Origin of the sequence: Paraburkholderia sp. GAS333, from assembly GCF_050435665.1 — a bacterium.
Taxonomy (GTDB): Bacteria; Pseudomonadota; Gammaproteobacteria; order Burkholderiales; family Burkholderiaceae; genus Paraburkholderia; species Paraburkholderia fungorum_A.
Map to the genome: position 1 here is coordinate 182,572 of NZ_JBNDKS010000002.1, position 22,898 is coordinate 205,469.

Below are 22,898 nucleotides of genomic sequence, written 5' to 3' on the forward strand. Positions count from 1 at the left end.
AGGAGTTTCGCATGGCGCGAAAGGTGCGATTGATGCAAAGCCGGGCGCACGCAGCGCGCGCCCGAACGTGGTGGCCGACCTGCACATTGCTGATGGCTGGCGCAGCCGCGCTGCTGCCGCTACAGCAGGCGCAAGCCGCAATGAATTTCTGCGCAGCGCCCGCGTTGCAAACCAGTGAACGCACGAACGCCGATCCCGGTGTGAAATTGCTGGTGAGCAACGTCCAGGCGCATCTGAACGAGCAGCCGCACGCGCAGGCAAAGCTGCACACGGAAGGCACGCTGCCGCACGAGGGCATCTACGATCAGAGCGTCGAGGCTGAGCAGGATCTCGATCTGCTGCGCGACGCCGCGCTTGCATGGCGCGCGACCAGCGACGACCGTTATCTGAAGCTCGTCGACCGTCTGCTGTATGCATGGGTCACCACCTATCAACCGAGCTTCAATCCGATCGACGAAACCCGTTTCGAGGGGCTGATTCTCGCGTACGACATGACCGCGAGCGCATTGCCCGTGAAAACGCGCAACGCGTCGATGGCGTTTCTGACGAAGCTCGCGAACGGCTACATCGCGCAGATCGACGCGCAGCCGCGTCCGCTGAAAGGCACGTTCCGCAACAACTGGCAGAGTCACCGTATCAAGCTGATCGCGATGGCCGCGTTCACGCTCGATAACCGCAAGATGATCAACGCGGCGCAGCGTCTGTTCGTCGAGCATATTGGCGACAACATCAACGCGGACGGCTCGACCATCGACTTCAGCGAACGCGACGCGCTGCATTACGTCACCTACGATCTGCAGCCGCTCGTCACGGCTGCGCTCGCCGCGCGCCGTCACAACCGCAACTGGTTGCAGGAGAAAGGCGCGAACGGCGCCACGTTGCTGGCCGCGCTCAACTGGCTCACGCCGTTCGCGACCGGCAAGCAGACTCACGAAGAATTCGTGCATTCGAGCGTTCCGTTCGATGCAAAACGTCGCGAGGCCGGCTTGCCTGGCTATTCGGGTCAATGGGACCCGAAGAACGCGACGGAACTGTTTCACCTGGCCGCGCGTCTCGATGGACGCTTTACGCCAGTCGCGCTGCAACTCGCACCCACGCCGCCTGCCTGGCTCGCCGTGTGTTTGCCGTTGCCGGCGCGCTAAACCTATTACTTTTCAGCAGGGAGCAGTCAATGGCAGTCAGCGTGTTCGATCTCTTCAAAATCGGCATTGGTCCGTCCAGTTCGCATACGGTTGGGCCGATGCGCGCTGCGCTGATGTTCGTGCAAGGGCTTGAACGCGACGCTCTGCTGGCTGCAACGGCTTCGGTGAAGGTCGATCTGTACGGCTCGCTCGGTGCAACGGGCAAGGGCCACGGCACGGATCGCGGCGTGATGCTCGGCCTGCTCGGCGACGCGCCCGATACGGTCGATCCCGACACCATCACGCAACGACTCGAAGCCGTGCGAGTGACGCGCAAGCTCGCGTTGCTCGGCACGCACGACGTGCCGTTCGTGCAGAAAGAGCACATTTCGTTTTACCGGCAGGCGTTGCCCGAGCATCCGAACGGCCTGAAGCTGCGCGCGTTCGACGCGCAAGGCGAGACCTTGCGTGAGGCGACGTATCTGTCGGTGGGCGGCGGTTTTGTCGTGACGGCCGGCGCGCCGAACACAAAGGTACTGAGCGCCGTCGATCAACTCCCCTACCCGTTTCGTACCGGCAACGAGTTGCTCGCGCTGTGCGAATCGAGCGGAAAAAGCATTGCTCAATTAATGTGGGAAAACGAGCGCGTCTGGAACAGCGAAGAAGACACCCGCAGCGGCCTGCTGAAAATCTGGGACGTGATGCAATCGTGCGTGTCGCGCGGTTGCGGCATCAACAACCCGGCTGCGGATGGCAATTTGCCGGGACCGTTTCAGGTGAAGCGCCGTGCGCCGCAGTTGTATCGTGCGTTGTCGGGCAATCCTGAACTGGCGTTGCGCGATCCGCTGTCGATGGTCGACTGGATCAATCTGTACGCCATCGCCGTCAACGAGGAAAACGCGGCGGGCGGTCGTGTCGTGACCGCGCCGACCAACGGCGCGGCCGGCATCATCCCGGCTGTGCTGCATTACTACACGCGCTTCATGCCTGGCTCGAACCAGCAGGGCGTGATCGATTTTCTGATGACGGCGGCGGCCATCGGCATTCTGTACAAGCTGAACGCGTCGATTTCCGGCGCGGAAGTGGGCTGCCAGGGCGAGGTGGGCGTCGCGTGTTCGATGGCGGCGGGTGCGCTGGCTGCGGTCATGGGCGGTACGCCGCGACAGGTCGAGAACGCGGCTGAAATCGGCATGGAACACAACTTGGGGCTGACCTGCGATCCGGTCGGCGGAATGGTGCAGATTCCGTGTATCGAGCGTAATGCGATGGCGTCGGTGAAGGCCGTGAATGCAGCGCGTATGGCATTGCGCGGCGACGGCAGCCACTACGTGTCGCTCGATTCGGTGATCAAGACCATGCGCGAAACCGGCGCGGATATGAAGACGAAGTACAAGGAAACGTCGCGCGGCGGCTTGGCGGTGAATATCGTCGAGTGTTAACGGCGCCTGTTTCATGCAGCGCTGCTGCTTGATGAATGAAAACGCGGACCTGACCGGTCCGCTTTTTTTTATGCGCTGACGCATTCGCGTTGGCCGTTCATCTGCGACGCCGTGACAGCACCTGCACCCTCGGCGTAAGCTGTCGGAGCGCCCATCGCCCGACAGCTTCACCTACGTCCGATGCGGCATCTCACATCGCTCTCACGCACTGCCAGGAGGTTTCTTCGCAATGTCGCTGCCGAATGCTCCCGTTTCTGATTCCAACGCCGCCCAAACCACGGGCGCGCGTCTCGTTGTCGATGCCTTGCTCACGCACGGCGTCGAACGGGTTTTCTGTGTTCCGGGCGAAAGCTTTCTCGCCGTGCTCGATTCGCTGCACGACGAAACCGAACGCATCCAGACGATCGTTTGCCGGCACGAAGCAGCCGCCGCGAACATGGCCGAAGCGGTCGGCAAACTGACGGGCCGTCCGGGCGTCGCGATCGTCACGCGCGGACCGGGTGCCACGCATGCATCGATCGGCGTGCACACCGCGTTTCAGGATTCCACGCCGATGATTCTGCTGATCGGCCAATGCGCGCGCGAACATCTCGACCGCGAGGCGTTCCAGGAAATCGACTATCGGCGCATGTTCGGTCAGATGGCGAAGTGGGTCGCGCAGATCGACGATCCGAAGCGCATTCCCGAATATCTGAGCCATGCCTTTCACACAGCGACGTCCGGTCGACCCGGCCCCGTCGTGCTGTCGTTGCCGGAAGACGTGTTGAGCGACGTGTGCGATATCGTCGCCGGTGCGCCGGCTTATCAACGCGTCGCGGCGTCGCCATCGGGTGCGCAAATCGACAGGCTGCGCGAATTGCTCGAAGGCGCGCAGCGGCCGATGGTGATCGCGGGCGGCAGCGGCTGGACGCCCACCGCGTGCGCGGATTTTCAACGCTTCGCCGAGAACTGGCAGTTGCCCGTCGGCCTCGCATTCCGCTTTCAGGACACGCTCGACAACGAGCATCCGAACTATGCGGGCGATGTCGGTCTCGGCATCAATCCCGCGCTTGCGCAACGTATCCACGATGCCGATTTGCTGATCGTGCTCGGCCCGCGCATGGGCGAGGCGACGACCAACGGCTACACGCTGCTCGACGTGCCGAAAACGAAGCAGACGCTGGTGCACGTGCATCAGGGCGCGGACGAGTTGGGACGGGTCTACTCGGCGGATCTGCCGATCGTTTCCGGCATGCCCGAGATCGCGGCATTGCTCGCGGCGCTGAAGCCGTCATCGGAACAACTTGCGTGGGCTGGCTCAGCCACCGACGCGCATCGCGCGTACCTCGAATGGCGCAAGCCGCGCCCAATTCCCGGCGACGTGCAGATGGGCGAAGTGATCCAGCAATTGCGCGTGCATCTGCCGGACGACGCGATTCTGACGAACGGCGCGGGCAATTACGCGACGTGGCTGCATCGGCACTTTTCGTATCGGCATTACCGCTCGCAACTCGCGCCGACGAGTGGCGCGATGGGCTACGGCGTACCGGCGGCGATTGCGGCGAAGTCGCTGTATCCGCAGCGCGCGGTGGTTGCGCTCGCCGGTGACGGTTGTTTCATGATGGCCGCGCAGGAACTCGCGACGGCGATGCAATACGACCTTCACGTGCTGTTTATCGTCGTGAACAACAGTCAGTTCGGCACGATCCGGATGCATCAGGAACGGCACTATCCGAACCGCGTGCATGGCACGGCGACCACAAATCCCGACTTCGCGGCGTTCGCCAGGTCGTTCGGCGCGCACGGCGAAACCGTAGAGCGAACCGAAGATTTTCTGCCCGCCTTGCATCGCGCGATGGAGGCGAAACGTCCGGCATTGATCGAGATACGGCTGCCGCAGGAAGCGAGTACGCCAGGCGCGACGCTTGAGCAGATTCGCGAACAAGGGCGGAAAATGCGAGGCGAGTAACACGCGCCACGCCATGAAAAAACCCCGCCGAAGCGGGGTTTTTTTTGCAACGTCAGCAGCGAAAAGCGCTTACTTGCCGCCGACGCTTTGCAGCGTCGTCCACTTGCCGTCGACAACCTTGTACAGCGTGATGCCGCCGTTCTTCAGATCGCCGTGCGCGTCATACGCGAGGTTCGACGACGTGACAGCCGGCATCGACGTCTTCGCCAGCACCGGCAGATACTTCGCCGGATCGGTCGAGTTCGCGGTCTTCATTGCGGTGAACATGGCCATTGCGCCGTCGTACGCGTACGGCGAGTACGTTTGCACGTCCTCGTTGAAACGCTTCTTGTACTTCGCGACGTAGTCCTTGCCGCCCGGCATTTCTTCCAGCGGCAGACCCGCCAGCGATGCCACCGTGCCGTTCGCCGCGTCGCCCGCGAGCTTGATGAAGGTCGGCGTGTGAACCATTTCGCCGCCCATCAACGGAGCCTTGATGCCCAGTTGCTTCATCTGCTTGACCATCGGCGCCGCTTGCGAATCTGCGCCGCCGTAATAGATCAGGTCCGGGTTGTTCGACTTCAACTTCGTCAGGATCGACTTGAAGTCCACAGCCTTGTCGTTCGTGTATTCACGATCGACGATCGTGCCGCCCGCCGCCTTCGCCGCTTTCTCGAACTGATCGGCCAGACCCTGGCCGTAGGCCGTGCGGTCGTCGACGATCACGATCTTCTTCATGCCCAGCGTCTTCACCGCGAACGTGCCCGCGACCGAACCTTGCTGCGTGTCGGACGTCATCATGCGGAACGTGGTCTTGAAGCCTTGCTGCGTGTATTCCGGTGCAGTCGCCATGGCGATCTGCGGAATGCCCGCGTTCGCGTAGATGCGCGAAGCCGGGATCGTGGTGCCCGAGTTGAAGTGGCCGAGCATGCCCTTGATGCCATCGTCCACCAGCTTCTGCGCGACGGTCGTACCGGTGCGCGGGTCAGCCTGGTCGTCGGCTGCATCCAGCACGAAGTGAACCTTCTTGCCGCCGATCACCGGATTGGTCGCGTTCATGTCTTCCACAGCCAGCGTGATGCCGTTCTGGAAGTCCTTGCCGTAGTGAGCCTGCGCGCCCGTCATCGGTCCGGCGAAACCCACCTTCACGTCTTCGGTCGATTGAGCCTGTGCCGTCCCCGCAACCGACATCGCAGCAACCAGCGCCGCGCCTGCCAGCTTTGTCATCTTGTGTTGCATCGCTTGCTTCTCCTTGGTACCAGGTGAGTGTGGAGCGGGATCGGGGTCGCCGTACCGCTTCCGTTTTAATTGAGTGATCGGAGAGGTTCGCTCAACCGATCGTCATCAAATTCGCATTACCGCCGGCCGCTGCCGTATTCACGCTGACCGAGCGTTCCGTCAGCAGACGCTCGAGTGCGTAGTCTTCATCGCCGCTTTCCAGCGCGCGCGCCGCGACGCCCTGCACCGACACGATCGGTCCCGAACGCTTCGCGATTTCCTTCACCAGCGCGAGCAGTTCGTCGCTATCGCCTTCGAACAGCACTGCGTCGAATGGCGTGTCGGCGCTCTTCTTCACGCTGGCATGCGACTTCAGCGACGCGGGCAACTGCGCCACCAATTGTTCACCGGCCGCGCCTTCGAACAGCGCACGGTTTCCCGTAGCCAGCGCGGCCGCGAACTGCACGCGCGCGCCGCTCGCCGTCGATGCAATACACAGCACCGTGCCCCGTGCGCCGAGCGTGTACGTGTTGCGCTCGCCGGTCGGCCCGGACAACACCGCCGTCGCGCCCGCCGGCACATGCGACAGATAACCGTCGCAACGTGCAGCCAGCTCGGGCTGACGTTCGGAGATCAGCCAGTCGCGCAGCGTGGTGAGCGCGGCGGTCGGATTGTCGCCGTTTTCGGTCGAGCGCGGGGGTTCCGCGACCAGCGTCTGAGCCAGCGATTTCGGCAAACCAGCCGGACGCGTCGCCAGCAGACGTTGCAGATACAGCGCGCCACCCGCCTTCGGACCCGTGCCCGACAGACCTTCGCCCCCGAACGGCTGCACACCCACCACCGCGCCGATCACGTTGCGGTTCACATAAATATTGCCGACGTGCGCGCGGCTGATCACGTGCGCGATCGTTTCGTCGATCCGCGTATGGATGCCGAGCGTCAACCCGTAACCCGTCGAGCGGATCTGTTCGAGCAGCTTGTCGAGCTGGCTGCGGCGATAGCGCACCACGTGCAGCACCGGGCCGAACACTTCACGCTTCAGTTCGTCGATGCTGTCGAGTTCGATCAGCGTCGGCGGCACGAAGGTGCCCTGTGCGCAACCTTCCGGCATCGGCAGTTGCTCGACCTTGCGGCCCTTGTCGCGCATCGCCGCGACGTGTGCGTCGATGCCGCGTTTCGCGTCGAGGTCGATCACCGGGCCGACGTCGATCGACAGACGGTCCGGATTGCCCACCGCCAGCTCGCGCATCGCGCCGGTCAGCATTTCGAGCGTACGGTCCGCCACATCGTCCTGTAGACAAAGAACGCGCAGCGCGGAACACCGTTGACCGGCAGAGTCGAAAGACGATTGCAGCACGTCCGCGACCACCTGCTCGGCGAGCGCCGACGAATCGACGATCATCGCGTTCTGGCCGCCGGTTTCGGCGATCAGCGGAATCGGCTTGCCGTCCGGGTCGAGCCGGTTCGACAGCGTCTTGTTGATCAGACGCGCGACTTCGGTCGAGCCAGTGAACATCACGGCGCGGGTGCGCGCATCGGCCACCAGTGCCGCGCCGACCGTTTCGCCGTCGCCCGGCAGCAGTTGCACCGCGCCTGCCGGCACGCCGGCTTCGCGCAGAATGCGCACGGCTTGCGCGGCGATCAGCGGCGTCTGTTCAGCGGGTTTCGCGAGCACCGTGTTGCCGGCTGCGAGCGCGGCGGCCACCTGGCCCATGAAAATCGCCAGCGGGAAATTCCACGGGCTGATACACACCACCGGCCCCAGCGGACGATGCGTGTCGTTCGAAAACTCTTCGCGGATTTGCGTCGAGTAGTAGCGCAGGAAGTCGATTGCTTCGCGGATTTCCGCGACCGCGTTCGCCAGCGACTTGCCGGCTTCGCGCACCACCAGGCCCATCAGCGTGTGCATTTGCGCTTCGAGCAGATCGGCGGCACGCGCGAGGCAATCGGCGCGCGCGTCGACCGGCGTTGCCTGCCAGATCGGCGCGGCGGCGACCGCATGCGCGAGCGCGGCGCTCACATGTTCCGCGGTCGCTTCGACCACCGTGCCGACGAGGTCGCGATGATCGGCGGGATTGCGAACGTCGCGCGCATTGCCGACCGCGATTTCGTTGTCTTCGAGCATCGGCGCCGCGCGCCACGGATGATGCGCGCTAGCCAGCAACGCCGACGACAGCGACGCCAGCCGATGCTCGTTCGACAGATCCAGCCCCATCGAATTGAGACGCTCGCTGCCGAACAGATTGCGCGGCAGCGGAATCTTCGCGTGCGGCGCGCCGAGCGGGACGATCTTCGACGCTTCGTCGACCGGATCGGCGATCAGGTCCTTGATCGCGACGTTTTCATCGGCGATACGGTTCACGAACGACGTGTTCGCGCCGTTTTCCAGCAGACGGCGCACGAGGTAAGCAAGCAGCGTTTCATGCGTGCCGACCGGCGCGTAAACGCGGCACGGACGGTTCAGCTTTCCGGCCGACAGCGGGCCTGTGACTTCCTCGTACAGAGGTTCGCCCATGCCGTGCAGGCACTGGAACTCGTACTGGCCCGGGTAGTAGTTGTTGCCCGCGAGGTGATAGATCGCCGACAGCGTGTGCGCGTTGTGCGTGGCGAACTGCGGATAAACCGCGTCCGGCGCGCCGAGCAGCTTCTTCGCGCACGCGAGGTACGACACGTCCGTATAGATCTTGCGCGTGTAGACCGGATAGCCTTCGAGGCCGTCCACTTGCGCGCGTTTGATTTCGGTGTCCCAGTACGCACCCTTGACGAGGCGAACCATGATCCGGTGACGGCTGCGGCGCGCGAGATCGATGATGTATTCGATCACGAACGGGCAACGTTTCTGGTACGCCTGCACGACGAAACCGATACCGTTCCAGCCCGCCAGTTCCGGGTCGAAGCACAGCGCTTCGAGTAGATCGAGCGAGATTTCGAGGCGGTCGGCTTCTTCGGCGTCGATATTCAGGCCGATGTCGTAACGGCGCGCGAGGATCGCCAGCGAGCGCACGCGCGGCAGCAGTTCGCTCATCGTGCGTTCCTGCTGCGAACGCGAATAGCGGGCGTGCAGCGCGGAGAGCTTGATCGAAATACCCGGGCCTTCGTAGATGCCACGGCCGCCGGCAGCCTTGCCGATCGCGTGAATCGCCTGCTCGTACGATGCGTAATAGCGCTGCGCGTCGGCTTCGGTGGTCGCCGCTTCGCCGAGCATGTCGTACGAGTAGCGGAAACCGCGCGCTTCGTATTTGCGGCTGTTGGCCAGCGCTTCGGAAATGTTCTCGCCCGTGACGAACTGCTCGCCCATCAGACGCATCGCCATGTCCACGCCCTTGCGGATCAGCGGCTCGCCGCCCTTGCCGATCATGCGCGTGAGCGCCGACGACAGGCTCGTTTCGCTGTTGGTCGTGATCAGCTTGCCGGTGATCATCAGGCCCCAGGTCGCGGCGTTGACGAACATCGACGGCGCCTGGCCCATGTGCGATTTCCAGTCGCCCTTGCTGATCTTGTCGCGGATCAGCGCGTCGCGCGTCGCGCGGTCGGGAATGCGCAGCAGCGCTTCGGCGAGGCACATCAGCGCGACGCCTTCCTGGCTCGACAGCGAGAATTCGTGGATCAGCCCTTCGACGCCGCCGCCCTTGCTCTTCGAACGCAGCGTTTCGACCAGCTTGCCGGCCAGTGCCTGAACATCGCCGGCGAGGTTCGCGGGCAAACGCGCCTGACCCAGCAGGAACGGCACGCACTCCGGCTCCGGCCGGCGATAAGCCGCCGTGATCGCCGCGCGCAGTACCGACTGCGGTTGCACGTTCTGCGCGAAATCGAGAAACGGATGCGACGCGCCGTCTTCTTCGTTTTCGACTGCGGCGCCGTCGGCCAGATCGGCCGAACCCGTCGCACCCGACAGTTCAGGAGGCAATTGGCCGTGCTCGATCTTTTCGAGGTACGCAAAGATCGCCTGCTTGATGAGCCAGTGCGGAGTGCGTTCGAGACGGGTCGCGGCATCTTTCAGCCGGGTGCGCAGGAGGTCGTCGACCTTGACGCCGAGGGTGGTGCTAGCCATGTTTCCTTCTTCGGAGACCAGACAGATGCCTGGCGAAAGACTAAAAGTTGGGCGAATCGTACGCTTCTCAATAAAAAGGTGCAACCGACTCAGCGACGTGGTTGCACCCTGCTGGAAGCCTTACCCAACATGGCTTTTCGACCGATGGCTTCGCGCCCGGCGACGCCGGTTGCGATCAGTGTTTTCCCTGGCCTGATTCTTTTTGCATTTCACCCTTATCAAACCGTCCGACGCGCCGTTATAGAGCCATAGCGGTACGCGGCCTCACGGCACGCAAAAAAACGATACGGGGTTTTTGAGGACAGAAGAAATGGAAAAGTGGCTGGTAGTAGCGGGCATCTGGGCGATGTGCGCGGCGTGTGCCGTGCTGTTTATCCGTGGCGCGACGGCCCGGTCGGACAAGCGTGCGGCCGTCGGCGGAAACGTGCGTGCGTCGGCGGGCGAGCGACGGGCAGCGCTGAACGATTGATGGGTTAGCCCGCGCCCGACATGGCGGCGCTGACTCATCACCGAACGATGCGTGCAGCAGGCATGCTGCCACCGGGTTCGACCCGGCGGCGCAGCGGACCGCGCACGTCAGTGCGAAACGGAAGGTGTTGGCGAAAACTGCGCGCAGGAGTCGTCGGGCGAGACGAGCTGGTCGTGCAGACGACACAGCCGGCTATGCGCGACGCTCGCGCCGAATCCCGAACTGAATACTGTGAGGCCCGGAATGCTTTGCTCCAGTGAATGCCGATCGTCGGCGCGATACCGGCAGCTTGCGCACTGCGGCGCGCACGCCTGTTCGCGTGCGTCCGCAGTGACGGCGACGCGGACTGAACGTCCCGTTGTCATCAGCCCTGCCCCAAGCTATTCCAATACGATGCGAACACGTGCGCGGACAGCGCGTAGCCGATGGCGATATTGACCACCACACCAGCTGTGAACGCGAGGAACGGCTTGAGCCCGGTCGCCGTGAGCGAGCGCAAACGCGTGGTCAGGCCGATGCTCAGGAAGCAGAAAGTGAACGCCCACGTACGCAGCGCGGTAATCGGCGCAACGAATTCGGGCGTGACGACCTTGCGGTAGTCGGCCAGCGAATAGTGGCTCGCGATCCACGTCACCAAGGCCGACGCAATCACGAAGCCGATCACGAATTTCGGAAAGCGCGCCCAGATTTCGCCCGCATTTGCTTTGGATTTGACGCCGCCATCCTGCGACTCCCAGCGAGTCGTCGCGACGATCGCCAGCACGAAGGCCCAGATGCCGATCCAGATATCGCGGCCGACCACTTTCATCAGCGTGAACGCTTGCAACGATGCTTCGGGCGAGCCGGCGATGGCGCCGCTCGCGTGCTTCGCGAAGTCGCCATAGGCTTGCGCGGCGGCGATGCCGGCGGCGTCCGCGAATTCGGACGTGCCGATCCATGCGCCCGCCACCGCCGTCGAAAGTCCCAGCGAGCGCGACGCGAACGGCAGCACGAAGATCATCACGATGGCCCACAGCACGACCAGCGTGATCGCGACCGATGCCTGCTCACGTTTTGCGCGCACCGCGCCCGCAATCGCAATCGCCGCCGACACCCCGCACACCGCGCCACCGACGCCAAGCACGGCAGCAAAACGTCGATCGAGTCCGAATGCCTTGGCGGCGAAGAAAATCACGAAGAAGGTCACGAGCGACACGATGCTCGCCTGCACGACAGCCACCGGACCCGCCCACACGAGTAACGTGAACGGCAGCGTCGCGCCGAGCAGCACGATGCCGACCTTGATATAAAACTCCACCCGCAAGCCCGCGGAAAACCATTCCGGCAACGTGAACACGTTCGACACCAGCAAGCCGAGCGCGAGCGCCACCAGCGGCGGCTCCAGGTTGTACTTCGACGCGTTGACCCATGCGCCGACCGTAAAGATCAACGCCGACGCCACGAACAGAATCGCGAACGACGCGAGGAATGCGCCGACCCGCTGCTTGAGCGCCGCGAGGCTCACGCCGAACAGCAGCGCGAACACGACGAACAGCGCAATGTAGTTCGGCAGATGCTTGCCGAGATCCTGCGCGGCCTGGCCGACGCTCGTCCATTTGGCTGGCGCAACCGCCAGCCATTTGATGCTGCTGCCCGACGCGAACAGCGCCCACGCGACCACGATCACCAGCAGGCCGACCCACACGGCCCACCAGTCTTCAGTCGAAAAAAGTCCGCCGCCGTGCGCGGTCTGCCGGTTCCTGGGCGCGGCGCCCGTCGGCAGGGTTTGATTGGTATCGCTCATCGCAATGCCCCGAGGAAGTTAAGGTGCATCGGCGCGGGATTGTTGGATTTTTGCCTGAAATATGCGCCGATTCGGCGAAATATAGGCGAGCAGCGCGCTAAAGCGAAACGACCATTCGCTCTATGAATATGACTGGAAGGAGTAAGGCTGACGAAGGCTAACGGGCGGCGTCAGATGTCGAGCGGATCGACTTCGAGATTCCACCGCAGCACGCCTTTGACGCCGCGCAGCAGCGGCTGCCAGGCACGCAGCGTGGCCTGCAACGCGGCCCGCGACGCGCTCTCGATCAGCAGTTGCGCGCGATGCACGTGCATCACCTTGACGATGGTCAGCGGCACGGCGTCATAGACGGTGACGCGCTCGGCGGCCGGAATGCTGGTCAGCTCGGCGGCGGCTTGCTGCAGGAACGCAAGCGCGGCTTCGAGCGTGCGCCCCTCGGCCCGCAACAACGCCTGGTAGACGAACGGCGGCAGGTGCGCATCGCGCCGCTCGGCCAGCGTGGAATTAGCAAAGCCGACGTAATCCTGCCGACCGAGCGCGTGATAAAGCGCGTGTCGCGGATAACGCGTTTGCACCAGCACTTCGCCCGGCAGGCCGGAACGGCCCGCGCGGCCGCTTACCTGCATCAATTGCGCGAAGAGACGCTCACTGGCGCGGAAGTCGTGGGAGAACAGCGCGGTATCGGCGTTCAGCACGCCGACCAGCGACACGCGCTGGAAGTCGTGCCCCTTCGCGATCATTTGTGTACCAACGAGGATATCGACTTCCCCGGCATGGACATCGGAGAAAAGCGCCTGCGCGCTGCCTTTGCGGCGGGTGCTGTCGGCGTCGATACGCAGCACGCGGGCGCCCGGCACCGCGCTCGCCAGCGTTTCTTCGACGCGTTGCGTGCCGCGCCCCATCGGCGCGATGTCGACGTTGCCGCACTCCGGGCAGGATCGCGGAATACGCGCTTCCCAGCCGCAATGGTGGCAGCGCAACGCACGCTCGGGCTTATGCAGAACGACATAAGCCGTACAGCGCGGACATCCGGCGACCCAGCCACAGGAATCGCACGCGAGTTGCGGCGCGTAGCCACGACGGTTCAGGAAGATGAGGCTTTGCTCGCCGCGCTCCAGCCGCAACTTCAGCGCGGCAATCAGTGGCCCCGACAAGCCCTCCACGGACGCCCGCCCGCGCCGGCGTTCCTCTTCGAGATCGATCAGCCTCACCGTCGGCAGCACGGCGTCGGCGACGGCGCGGCGCGACAGCGTGAGCCGCTTGTAGCGCCCCTGGTCGGCCTGCCACCAGCTTTCCAGCGACGGCGTCGCCGAGCCGAGCACCACCGGCAGCGCCAGTTGCTTGGCGCGATAGATCGCCAGATCGCGCGCCGAATAGCGCAGGCCTTCCTGCTGCTTGTACGCCGGATCGTGCTCTTCATCGACGACGATCACCGCGAGCTTCGGCAACGAGGCCAGCACCGCGAGCCGCGTACCCAGAACGATGCGGGCGCGGCCGGTATGCGCGGCAAACCAGTTGCGGGCGCGCTCGCCCTCCGCGAGACCGCTGTGCAGCGTGACGATCGCCGTGGCGTCCAGCGCGGCGAAGCGCGCGCGGAAAGCCGCTTCGAACTGCGGCGTCAGATTGATTTCGGGCACGAGGACGAGCGCCTGCGCGTCCGGCTTCTTCGCCAGAATCTCGGCGAGCGCGCGCAGATAGACTTCGGTCTTGCCGCTGCCTGTCACCCCGTGCAGCAGAAATGGCGCGAAGCCGTCGGCGTCGCGAATTGCTTCGACGGCAACGGCCTGCTCGTCGGTGAGCGTAGGGAGCGCGGGCGCTTCCGCTGAGTTCTGGCTGGACGGCAAGCCGCCGACAGCCGCAGCTTCGATCACCTCCAGCGCGACCCAACCTTCGTCCTGCCACGCGGCGAGGCTCGCCAGCGCTTTGGGATGGAGCGCGCGGGCATCGGCGGCAAGCAGGAATTCCGATTCGGCCAACGCCTGCGCGAGCTTTTTCAGCGCACTTGCGCGGGCGGGTAATGCATCAGGCAAGGCCGAGCGGCCTTCCGGCGTCAGGCTGTAACGCTCTTCCGGCGCGAACAGACGCGACCAGCGCGAAGCGTCGCGCAAGGCTTGAGGCAACGCGGGCAGCGCTACTTCTCCAAGACCACGCTGGTAATAGTCCGCGGCGAATGCAGTCAACTTCAACCATTCCATCGACACCGGCGGACACGCCGTACAGACACTGCTCACCGACCGCAGACGGTCCGGCGGCACGTCACTGTGAGTGGTCACTTCGCATACGAGTCCGACCACATGCCGTTTGCCGAACGGCACGCTGACCAGCATGCCGGGCGCGGCGAGTTCGGGCGTGTCGCACCGGTAGTCGAACAGGGTCGGCAGCGGATGGTCTAGCGCGACACGGACAAAGGCTTCGCTCACGCTGTCGTTATGGGAAATTGGGCGAACGCGGCGAGATGCCGCTGCGACTCTGACGCAAATATGCGCATTGAATAGGCGGCGACCCGGACGAAGTTAAAGTAACACTTCAATTTCGGCGCTAAGTTTTGGATTCCGCTGAACAATTGCAAACGTCCGCCAGCCTGTGGATAACTTTGTTGAGAACTTCGGTCAGAAGAGCCGGAAACCGCGCCGTAGCGGCCTTCTGTGGGATTCCGCACATTTCGTCCCCCCGCCCTGAAACCCTTGCCAGACAAGGCTTAGATCAAATGCGCCCCCACTGTGCAAGGGTCAGGACACGACGAAAGCTTCTACCGCGCCGCAGCGTGGGGAATGTGCATAAGTCAAGTCTTGACAACCGCGAGACCGCCATCTGACGGCCCCTTGAGCACAAATTTCCCCTTAGGCGGAGAGCCCACCTCGCTGCAACGCAGCAAAAGTGGTAACGATTACGGCATCAGGCTGGTGCATGCGCGCCGCTACGAATCGCGCGACTGTGGCGATGCACTTCATCGACAAGTTCGGCGACATTTTCTGGCGGCGTGAACTGCGAAATACCGTGACCGAGATTGAAAACGTGGCCCGGATGATTGCCGAAGCTGTCGAGCACCGCGCGCGCTTCCATGCGGATCGCGGCCGGCGGCGCAAACAGCACCGACGGATCGATATTGCCCTGGAGCGCGACCTTGCTGCCCACGCGCTCCCGCGCATTGCGCAGATTCACCGTCCAGTCGAGGCCGACGGCATCGACGCCGATGTCAGCAATCTCGTCCAGCCACAAGCCGCCGCCCTTCGTGAAGGTGATCACGGGCACTTTTTCGCCGTCGTGTTCGCGCTTCAACTGGCTGACCACCTGCTGGATGTAGTGCAGCGAAAAGCGTTGATAGATGCCGTCTGCGAGCGCCCCACCCCAGGTGTCGAAAATCATCACGGCTTGCGCGCCGGCTTCGATCTGCGCGTTCAGATACGCCGCGACCGAACGCGCGTTGATTTCGAGAATGCGATGCATCAGGTCGGGACGCGCGTAAAGCATCGACTTGACGGTGCGGTGGTCCGGCGAGCCGCCGCCTTCGACCATGTAGCACGCCAGAGTCCAAGGGCTGCCGGAGAACCCGATTAGCGGCACACGCTGACGGCCCTGCGCGTCGGTGAGCGCAGTGCGAATTTCGCGCACGGCGTCGGTGACGTAACGCAGCGTGGCGTCGATGTCGGGCACGGCGAGGCGTGCAACGTCGTCTTCGGTACGCACCGGGCGCGCAAATTTCGGCCCTTCACCCGTGACGAACTCCAAGCCCAGACCCATTGCATCGGGCACGGTCAGGATGTCGGAGAACAGAATCGCGGCGTCGAGCGGATACCGTTCAAGCGGTTGCAACGTGACTTCCGTTGCGAACGCGGGGTTCTTCGCCAGGCCCATGAAGCTGCCCGCGCGACCTCGCGTGGCGTTGTATTCCGGCAGATAGCGGCCAGCCTGGCGCATCAGCCAGATCGGCGTGTAGTCGGTCGGCTGGCGCAGCAGCGCGCGCAGGAAAGTGTCGTTCAGGAGTTTATGGGCCACGTTGCGTACGACTCAGGGCAAAGGGGCATTTTACCGGACCCGGCTCCCGGCATTGCGCCTGATGCGGTCAATAACTGTTGCGCGAAGGGCATGCATCAAGCTTTCGAGCGATTTTTCCCTGCTGATCCGCCCTAACGACACCTGGCTGAATGGCCGATATTCAAGCGGGAAATGCCGGGCTATGATCCTTCAGCCTTACCAGACAATTACAAACCCGCACGGAGACTCGATGAACAGAACAGCCCTCGCATTGCTCGGCGCGCTTGCCGGCATTTTGATGCACGCAGGCGTGGCCAGCGCGCAAACTACCGCCGCCGCTGCGCCTTCACGGCTCGACGAAATCATCTCTCGCGGCACGCTGCGAGCCTGCACCACGGGCGACTACAAACCGTACTCGTTCTATAAGGCGGATGGTCAGTTCGAAGGCATCGACATCGACATGACCGAGTCGCTGGCGAAATCGCTTGGCGTCAAGGTCGAATACGTGAAAACGTCGTGGTCGAATCTGATGAACGATTTCGTCGCGAAGTGCGACATTGGCGTGGGCGGCGTATCGCCCACGCTGGAACGGCAGAAGCGCGCGTTCTTCACGCAGGCTTACATGATCGACGGCAAAACGCCGATTGTTCGATGCGACGACGTGAACAAATACCAGACGGTGGCGCAGATCGACCAACCCGCCACTCGCGTAATCGTTAATCCGGGCGGCACTAATGAGCGGTTCGCAAGGCAGTATTTCCCGCACGCGACCCTGACTGTGTACCCGGACAACGTGACGATCTTCAAACAGATCCTCGCGGGTAAGGCGGACGTCATGGTGACGGATGCGTCGGAAACCCTGTTGCAGCAAAAATTGAATCCGGGCCTGTGCTCGGTGCACCCGGACAAGCCGTTCCAGTACGGGGAGAAGGCGTGGCTGCTGCCGCGTGGCGACGTCGCGTTCCAGCAATACGTCGACCAATGGCTGCATCTGGCACGGGCAACCGGCGAGTATCAGGCGATCTCGGATAAGTGGCTCAAATAGCGGGAGGCGAAATCACCCGTCGCTATGCTTTTCGAAAGTTGCGGGTGGTTTCCGCGCCAGGAAGAATTTACTCGTGCGCCAAAATCATGTAACCGGACGCCGCAATATCAGACGAATGCAAAATCGTGCCTAAGAAATATCGCCCCTCCGTTCACTCCCTTTTTCGCACGCGATGATCGGTTAGGCAAATGTTGCCGCGCAGCACCGGTTTCTGCTTTAGGCGAAGATTTTTTGGAGGCCGTAAAAATGTGTGTAACGCGGGGCTTCATCCCAAAAAACGATGTACATGCAACCATTTCATGCGGAATCGACTGAACGAATTACGCCGCGATATGCACCGCGAATAGCATCAATCACGCGTATGAAATTGCGGCGTAGTCATCGGTAAAAATTACGTTTGAAACGTAAAATTTTGGCAATAAGTCCCGGAGCGCCTTATCTGGCGGGCGTTACAACCTGAAACACTTTGTTACCGCGTTCACAGATTAATTCGCCCACAATGCCTCAACGGTTTCAACACGGATGTGGCTGGGTGCGTGGTGTGAGCGGATACGATGCACTTGCCGGTCGGCGTATGCCGAAGCCCTGTGAAGGGGCATCCCTGCTGGGGCCGTAGTCGACGTAGGGTCGTCGTCTCAGTTGGTTCCAACTTTGGTCTCCTCGCGCTAACCCCGTAGCGTGTGGTTTTTAGCGGGCTCCAGGCCCGCTTTTTTTTCGTCTGGTCAAACGTTTGCGCGTTGCGAAGTTGGTCTTTTCTGACCGGTCCGCAAGCAGGCTTTAGGGCTTGTCCGCGCGAATGTCGAGCAAGCTCTCCGGCATATTTCCCACACTTTTGGCTGTGTCCCTTCGCAGGGTTGCGCGCCGATTTTTTCGCTTGCGCGGTGCCTCGCGTTCAATCAGGCGGTCTTATCTTCCTTTAGTTTTAACTCGCTAATCATCCTTTCGCGCATGATGAATTTCTGCACTTTGCCCGTCACGGTCATCGGCAACTCGTCGACGAAACGGATGTACTTCGGCACCTTGTAGTGCGCGATCTGGCCTTGGCAAAATTGCTGGATCTCGTCGGCTGTCGCCTGCTCGCCTGAGCGCAGCACGACCCACGCGCAGACTTCCTCGCCGTACTTCGTGTCGGGCACGCCGAACACCTGCACGCTCTGAATCTTCGGATGGCGAAACAGAAACTCCTCAATTTCACGCGGATAAATATTCTCTCCGCCGCGAATCAGCATGTCCTTCAGTCGGCCGACAATGTTGCAGTACCCCTCAGCATCGAGCGTCGCGAGATCGCCGGTGTGCATCCAGCCATCGGTAATGCTTTCGCGCGTCTTCGCGTCGTCGCCCCAATAACCCTGCATCACCGAATAGCCGCGCGTGCACAGTTCGCCCGTCTCGCCGACCGGCACGATCTCACCGAGCGGATCGACGATCTTCACTTCCAGGTGCGGCTGGATTCGTCCAACGGTCGTCGTGCGCTTGTCGAGCGGGTCGGTGGTCGAGCTCTGGAACGACACCGGGCTGGTTTCCGTCATCCCGTACGCGATGGTGATTTCGCTCAAATGCATCTTCGAGACGACTTTCTTCATCGTTTCGATCGGGCAAGGCGAGCCGGCCATGATGCCGGTGCGCAAACGTGAGAAGTCGTAGCCGGCGAAATCTGGATGATCAAGTTCCGCGATGAACATGGTCGGCACGCCATGCAACGCAGTGCATTTTTCCTCGGCAACCGCCGCCAGCGTCGCCGCCGGGTCGAACCCCTCGCCCGGAAACACCATGTTCGCGCCGACCGATACGCTCGCCAGCACCGCCAGAACCATCCCGAAACAGTGATACAGAGGGACGGGGATGCACAGGCCGTCCTGTTCGGTCAGCCGCATGGCCATCGCGATATAACGCGCGTTGTTGACCACGTTGCTGTGGGTCAGCGTCGCGCCCTTCGGGTTACCCGTGGTGCCGCTGGTGAACTGGATATTGATCGGCTCGTGGCACGACAATGTGGAGCCGATCGCGTCGAGTTTGGACACATCGAGCGTGGCCCGTCCCTGCTCAATCACGTCGGAAAAACTCAACATGCCGGGTGTTTCCGTGTCGCACATGCGAATTACATAGCGCAACTCGGGCAATCTCATGGCATGGAGGTCGCCGGCCATCTGGGTAGCCAGTTCGGGAGCGAGTTCCTGCAGCATCTCGAGATACATCGAGGTCTTGAAACGCTCGGCCGCGATAATCGCCTTGCAGGCGACCTTGTTCAACGCGTATTCAAGCTCAGCCAACCGGTAAGCCGGATTGATGTTGACGAGTACGGCCCCGATTCGCGCAGTCGCGAACTGAGTCAGCAACCACTCCACCCGATTCGGCGACCAGATTCCGACGCGATCGCCCTTTGCGATACCGAGCGCGAGAAGCCCGGACGCCAGCACGTCCACCTCATCGGCAAATTCCTTCCATGTCCAGCGAATGCGCTGCTCGCGAAATACCACGGCCGGCCGATCAGGAAAGCGCTCGGCGGTATCGCGCAGAAACTGCGCGACAGTTGCTTCGCTCAGCGGAATTTCAGTCGACCCGCGGACATACGAGAGGCCGTCTTTCGGTTCAATGAGTGCACCTTCGCCTGACACTTGCGTTGCCATGGTGTTGTCTCCGTGAGCGGAAGCTCGCTCTATTGAAATGAATTTGAAATCGATTGTGCCACCGGCCCGCGTCGGTTCGGCATCAAGTCTTACCCGCAGCGCATCGCGTCGACGCTACGCCGCGCAGGCTCTTCATCCAGCCGTCGATTGTGCTTACCTTTCCGTAAACGTCAACCTTAGATCAAAAAAAAGCAGCCACGAAGGCTGCTCTTTCTCTGAAACGTACTGCCTAGTTCTGACCACGCAGCTTGCGCAGACGCTGGATCGCAGCGAGCTGAGCCGTCGCGTACGCCAATTCCGCTTGCGCGGTTGCGTATTCGAGGTTCGAACCCGTGTTTTGCAGCGCTTCTTCCGCACGCTTGCGTGCATCTTCAGCTTTGGCTTCGTCGAGATCCTTGCCACGAATCGCGGTGTCGGCGAGAACCGTCACAGCGCCCGGCTGGATTTCGAGGATGCCGCCAGCGACGAACACAAACTCTTCTTCGCCGTTTTCAGCTTCGATGCGCACCGCACCCGGACGGATCCGCGTGATGAGCGGCGTGTGGCCCGGCAGAATGCCGAGTTCACCTGCTTCGCCCGGCAGCGCGACGAACTTCGCCTGGCCCGAGAAGATCTGCTCTTCCGCGCTGACGACGTCTACTTTAATGGTTGCCATAAGTGTCGACTCCTGTGAACGAAAGTCAGCGCTTAAGCGCTAACCCTCGTCCCATGCAAGGCTGGGTTGGGCGTAGTAAGAGGCGCCGGATGTGCGACTGAATGCTGTAATGGCATCCGATCAGCGCGGAGTCCCGCGCCCCGCTTCGTTAAACCCGACCTTTACTGGATCTTCTTGGCCTTTTCGAAGGCTTCGTCGATCGTGCCGACCATGTAGAACGCTTGTTCCGGCAGATGATCGCACTCACCGCCAACGATCATCTTGAAGCCACGAATCGTTTCCTTCAGCGGCACGTACTTGCCCGGCGAGCCCGTGAACACTTCAGCGACGTGGAACGGCTGCGACAGGAAACGCTGGATCTTACGAGCGCGCGCAACAGCGAGCTTGTCTTCCGGCGCCAGTTCGTCCATACCCAGAATCGCGATAATGTCGCGCAATTCCTTGTAGCGCTGCAGCGTTTGCTGCACGCCGCGCGTGATCGAGTAGTGCTCTTCGCCAATCACGTTCGGGTCGATCTGACGCGAGGTCGAATCGAGCGGGTCGACTGCCGGGTAGATACCCAGCGAAGCGATGTCACGCGACAACACGACGGTTGCGTCAAGGTGGCCGAAAGTCGTAGCCGGCGACGGGTCGGTCAAGTCATCCGCAGGGACGTAGACGGCCTGAACCGACGTGATCGAGCCGGTTTTGGTCGACGTAATACGCTCTTGCAGCTTGCCCATTTCTTCAGCCAGCGTCGGCTGATAGCCCACTGCCGACGGCATACGGCCGAGCAGTGCCGACACTTCCGTGCCTGCCAGCGTGAAACGGTAGATGTTGTCGACGAAGAACAGAACGTCGAGGCCTTCGTCACGGAAATGCTCAGCCATCGTCAGACCGGTCAGCGCGACGCGCAGACGGTTGCCCGGCGGCTCGTTCATCTGGCCGTACACCAGCGCGACCTTGTCGAGAACGTTCGAGTCCTTCATTTCGTGATAGAAGTCGTTCCCTTCTCGGGTACGCTCGCCAACACCGGCGAACACGGAGTAACCACCGTGTTCCTTAGCGATGTTGTTGATCAGTTCCATCATGTTCACGGTCTTGCCCACGCCGGCGCCACCGAACAGGCCGACCTTGCCGCCCTTAGCGAACGGGCAGATCAGGTCGATAACCTTGATGCCGGTTTCGAGCAGTTCCGTCGACGGCGACAGTTCGTCGAACGCCGGAGCCTTCTGGTGAATACCGCGAACCACGTCCGAGTTGATCGGGCCGGCTTCGTCGATCGGGCGACCCAGCACGTCCATGATCCGGCCCAGAGTCGGCTTGCCGACCGGCACGCTGATCGGGTTACCCGTGTTCTTCACGACCGTGCCGCGACGCAGGCCGTCCGAAGCACCCAGACAGATGGTACGGACAACGCCGTCGCCCAGCTGTTGCTGGACTTCGAGGGTCAGTTCCGAACCTTCGAGAATGAGCGCGTCGTAAATCTTCGGCATGTCCGAACGCGGGAATTCCACGTCGATCACCGCGCCGATGCACTGTACGATCTTGCCTTCTACCAAAGCAGTAGTACTCATCGCTTTTCCTTTAGATACTCAATTCTTCACTCGCGCAAAGGCGCAATTTCGATGGGGCCGCCAAGGTGGGTGCGCCGCAAAGGGCGCACACGAAGCAGCTTGCCTGACCATTAAGGTCAGACTGCCGCCGCGCCACCGACGATTTCCGACAGTTCTTTCGTGATCGCGGCCTGACGGCTCTTGTTATACACGAGCTGCAATTCGTTGATGACCGTCTTCGCATTGTCCGAAGCGGCCTTCATCGCGACCATCCGTGCCGACTGTTCCGATGCCATGTTTTCCGCGACGGCCTGATAGACCAGCGCTTCAACATAACGCACCAGCAGTTCGTCCACCACTGCCTGCGCATCCGGCTCGTAGATGTAGTCCCACTGCGTGCTCGGCGTCGTGCCGTCTTCTTCCGTGCGCTCGAACTGTTCTGCCGACAGCGGCAGCAGTTGCTCGATCACCGGCTCCTGCTTCATCGTGTTGACGAAGCGCGTGTACGCCAGGTACACCGCCGAAATCTTGCCTTCCGAGTACAGGTCGAGCTGCACCTTCACCGCGCCGATCAGCTTTTCCAGATGCGGCGTATCGCCCAGATGCACGACGTTCGACGACACCTTGGCGCGCAGACGGTTCAGGAAACCCAGACCCTTGCTGCCGATCGCAGTTGCTTCGACCGTCTTGCCCTGGCCTTCCAGTTCCTTGAACTTCTGCAGCGACGCACGCAGCACGTTGGTGTTCATGCCGCCGCACAGACCTTTATCAGTCGTCACGAGGATGAAACCAGCCGTCTTCGCGCCGTCGTTCGACACCATGAACGGGTGACGATACTCCGGGTTCGCACGGCTCATGTGTGCAGCGATATCGCGGACCTTGTCGGCATACGGGCGAGCAGCGCGCATGCGCTCCTGAGCGCGGCGCATCTTCGATGCGGCCACCATCTCCATCGCTTTCGTGATCTTGCGCGTGTTTTGCACGCTCTTGATCTTGCCGCGAATTTCCTTCATTCCAGCCATTGCTTGCTCCTTGTCGACCCAAGTTAGCGCT

The 22,898-nt window shown here is 62.1% G+C and carries 14 protein-coding genes; 5 read left to right on the forward strand and 9 right to left on the reverse strand.

The genetic code is table 11. The annotated features are described in order from the left end of the window. Window positions 1-11: 11 nt before the first annotated feature. The 3 genes from ABH945_RS10050 to ABH945_RS10060 all read left to right on the forward strand — a co-directional run bounded on the left by ABH945_RS10050 (window position 12) and on the right by ABH945_RS10060 (window position 4,508). Window positions 12-1,142: an alginate lyase family protein gene (locus ABH945_RS10050; RefSeq protein WP_074762525.1), complete on the forward strand. Its 1,131-nt coding sequence runs from the start codon at window positions 12-14 to the stop codon at window positions 1,140-1,142. A 29-nt stretch (window positions 1,143-1,171) separates the two neighbouring features. After that, window positions 1,172-2,560 (forward strand): L-serine ammonia-lyase, encoded by a 1,389-nt coding sequence (locus ABH945_RS10055; RefSeq protein WP_429250469.1) that lies wholly within the window; start codon window positions 1,172-1,174, stop codon window positions 2,558-2,560. A 229-nt stretch (window positions 2,561-2,789) separates the two neighbouring features. Then, window positions 2,790-4,508, forward strand: coding sequence for a thiamine pyrophosphate-binding protein (locus tag ABH945_RS10060; RefSeq protein WP_429250470.1), 1,719 nt, complete (start codon window positions 2,790-2,792; stop codon window positions 4,506-4,508). A gap of 69 nt (window positions 4,509-4,577) precedes the next feature. On the opposite strand, the gene ABH945_RS10065 is transcribed toward ABH945_RS10060, so the two are convergent. Together ABH945_RS10065 and putA are read right to left on the reverse strand one after the other, a co-directional pair. Continuing rightward, on the reverse strand, window positions 4,578-5,726 hold the full coding sequence (locus ABH945_RS10065; RefSeq protein WP_074762528.1) for a branched-chain amino acid ABC transporter substrate-binding protein: 1,149 nt from the start codon (window positions 5,724-5,726) through the stop codon (window positions 4,578-4,580). A 91-nt stretch (window positions 5,727-5,817) separates the two neighbouring features. Then, window positions 5,818-9,756, reverse strand: a complete 3,939-nt coding sequence (gene putA, locus ABH945_RS10070) for a trifunctional transcriptional regulator/proline dehydrogenase/L-glutamate gamma-semialdehyde dehydrogenase (protein ID WP_429250471.1) — start codon at window positions 9,754-9,756, stop codon at window positions 5,818-5,820. Between the two features lie 310 nt (window positions 9,757-10,066). Between putA and ABH945_RS10075 the strand changes: the two genes are divergently transcribed. Next, window positions 10,067-10,225 carry a hypothetical protein gene (locus tag ABH945_RS10075; RefSeq protein ID WP_171910179.1) on the forward strand — a complete coding sequence of 53 codons (159 nt, stop codon included), beginning with the start codon at window positions 10,067-10,069 and terminating at the stop codon, window positions 10,223-10,225. A gap of 364 nt (window positions 10,226-10,589) precedes the next feature. Here the strand turns inward: ABH945_RS10075 and ABH945_RS10080 are convergent, their stop codons facing one another. From ABH945_RS10080 to hemE, 3 genes are all read right to left on the reverse strand, one after another. Continuing rightward, window positions 10,590-12,008, reverse strand: coding sequence for a YeiH family protein (locus ABH945_RS10080; RefSeq protein ID WP_429250472.1), 1,419 nt, complete (start codon window positions 12,006-12,008; stop codon window positions 10,590-10,592). A gap of 170 nt (window positions 12,009-12,178) precedes the next feature. Continuing rightward, a complete protein-coding gene (locus tag ABH945_RS10085; RefSeq protein WP_429250473.1) occupies window positions 12,179-14,428 on the reverse strand; it encodes a primosomal protein N' in 2,250 nt (749 codons plus the stop codon). A gap of 475 nt (window positions 14,429-14,903) precedes the next feature. After that, complete coding sequence (gene hemE / locus ABH945_RS10090; RefSeq protein ID WP_074762533.1) at window positions 14,904-16,004, reverse strand: uroporphyrinogen decarboxylase; 1,101 nt, start codon at window positions 16,002-16,004, stop codon at window positions 14,904-14,906. A gap of 229 nt (window positions 16,005-16,233) precedes the next feature. Here hemE and ABH945_RS10095 point away from each other — a divergent pair, with 229 nt between their 5' ends. Next, entirely contained in the window at window positions 16,234-17,028 is a 795-nt protein-coding gene (locus ABH945_RS10095) for a transporter substrate-binding domain-containing protein (protein WP_074762534.1), read from the forward strand. A gap of 896 nt (window positions 17,029-17,924) precedes the next feature. On the opposite strand, the gene ABH945_RS10100 is transcribed toward ABH945_RS10095, so the two are convergent. From ABH945_RS10100 to atpG, 4 genes are all read right to left on the reverse strand, one after another. After that, the gene (locus tag ABH945_RS10100; protein WP_429250474.1) at window positions 17,925-19,655 is read right to left on the reverse strand and encodes an AMP-binding protein; all 1,731 of its coding nucleotides are present in this window, start codon (window positions 19,653-19,655) and stop codon (window positions 17,925-17,927) included. Between the two features lie 229 nt (window positions 19,656-19,884). Continuing rightward, window positions 19,885-20,310 carry a F0F1 ATP synthase subunit epsilon gene (locus ABH945_RS10105; protein ID WP_012434800.1) on the reverse strand — a complete coding sequence of 142 codons (426 nt, stop codon included), beginning with the start codon at window positions 20,308-20,310 and terminating at the stop codon, window positions 19,885-19,887. 161 nt (window positions 20,311-20,471) lie between these two features. Next, window positions 20,472-21,866 (reverse strand): F0F1 ATP synthase subunit beta, encoded by a 1,395-nt coding sequence (gene atpD, locus ABH945_RS10110; RefSeq protein ID WP_074762536.1) that lies wholly within the window; start codon window positions 21,864-21,866, stop codon window positions 20,472-20,474. A 116-nt stretch (window positions 21,867-21,982) separates the two neighbouring features. Further along, window positions 21,983-22,867, reverse strand: coding sequence for a F0F1 ATP synthase subunit gamma (gene atpG / locus ABH945_RS10115; protein ID WP_074762537.1), 885 nt, complete (start codon window positions 22,865-22,867; stop codon window positions 21,983-21,985). Window positions 22,868-22,898: the final 31 nt, after the last annotated feature.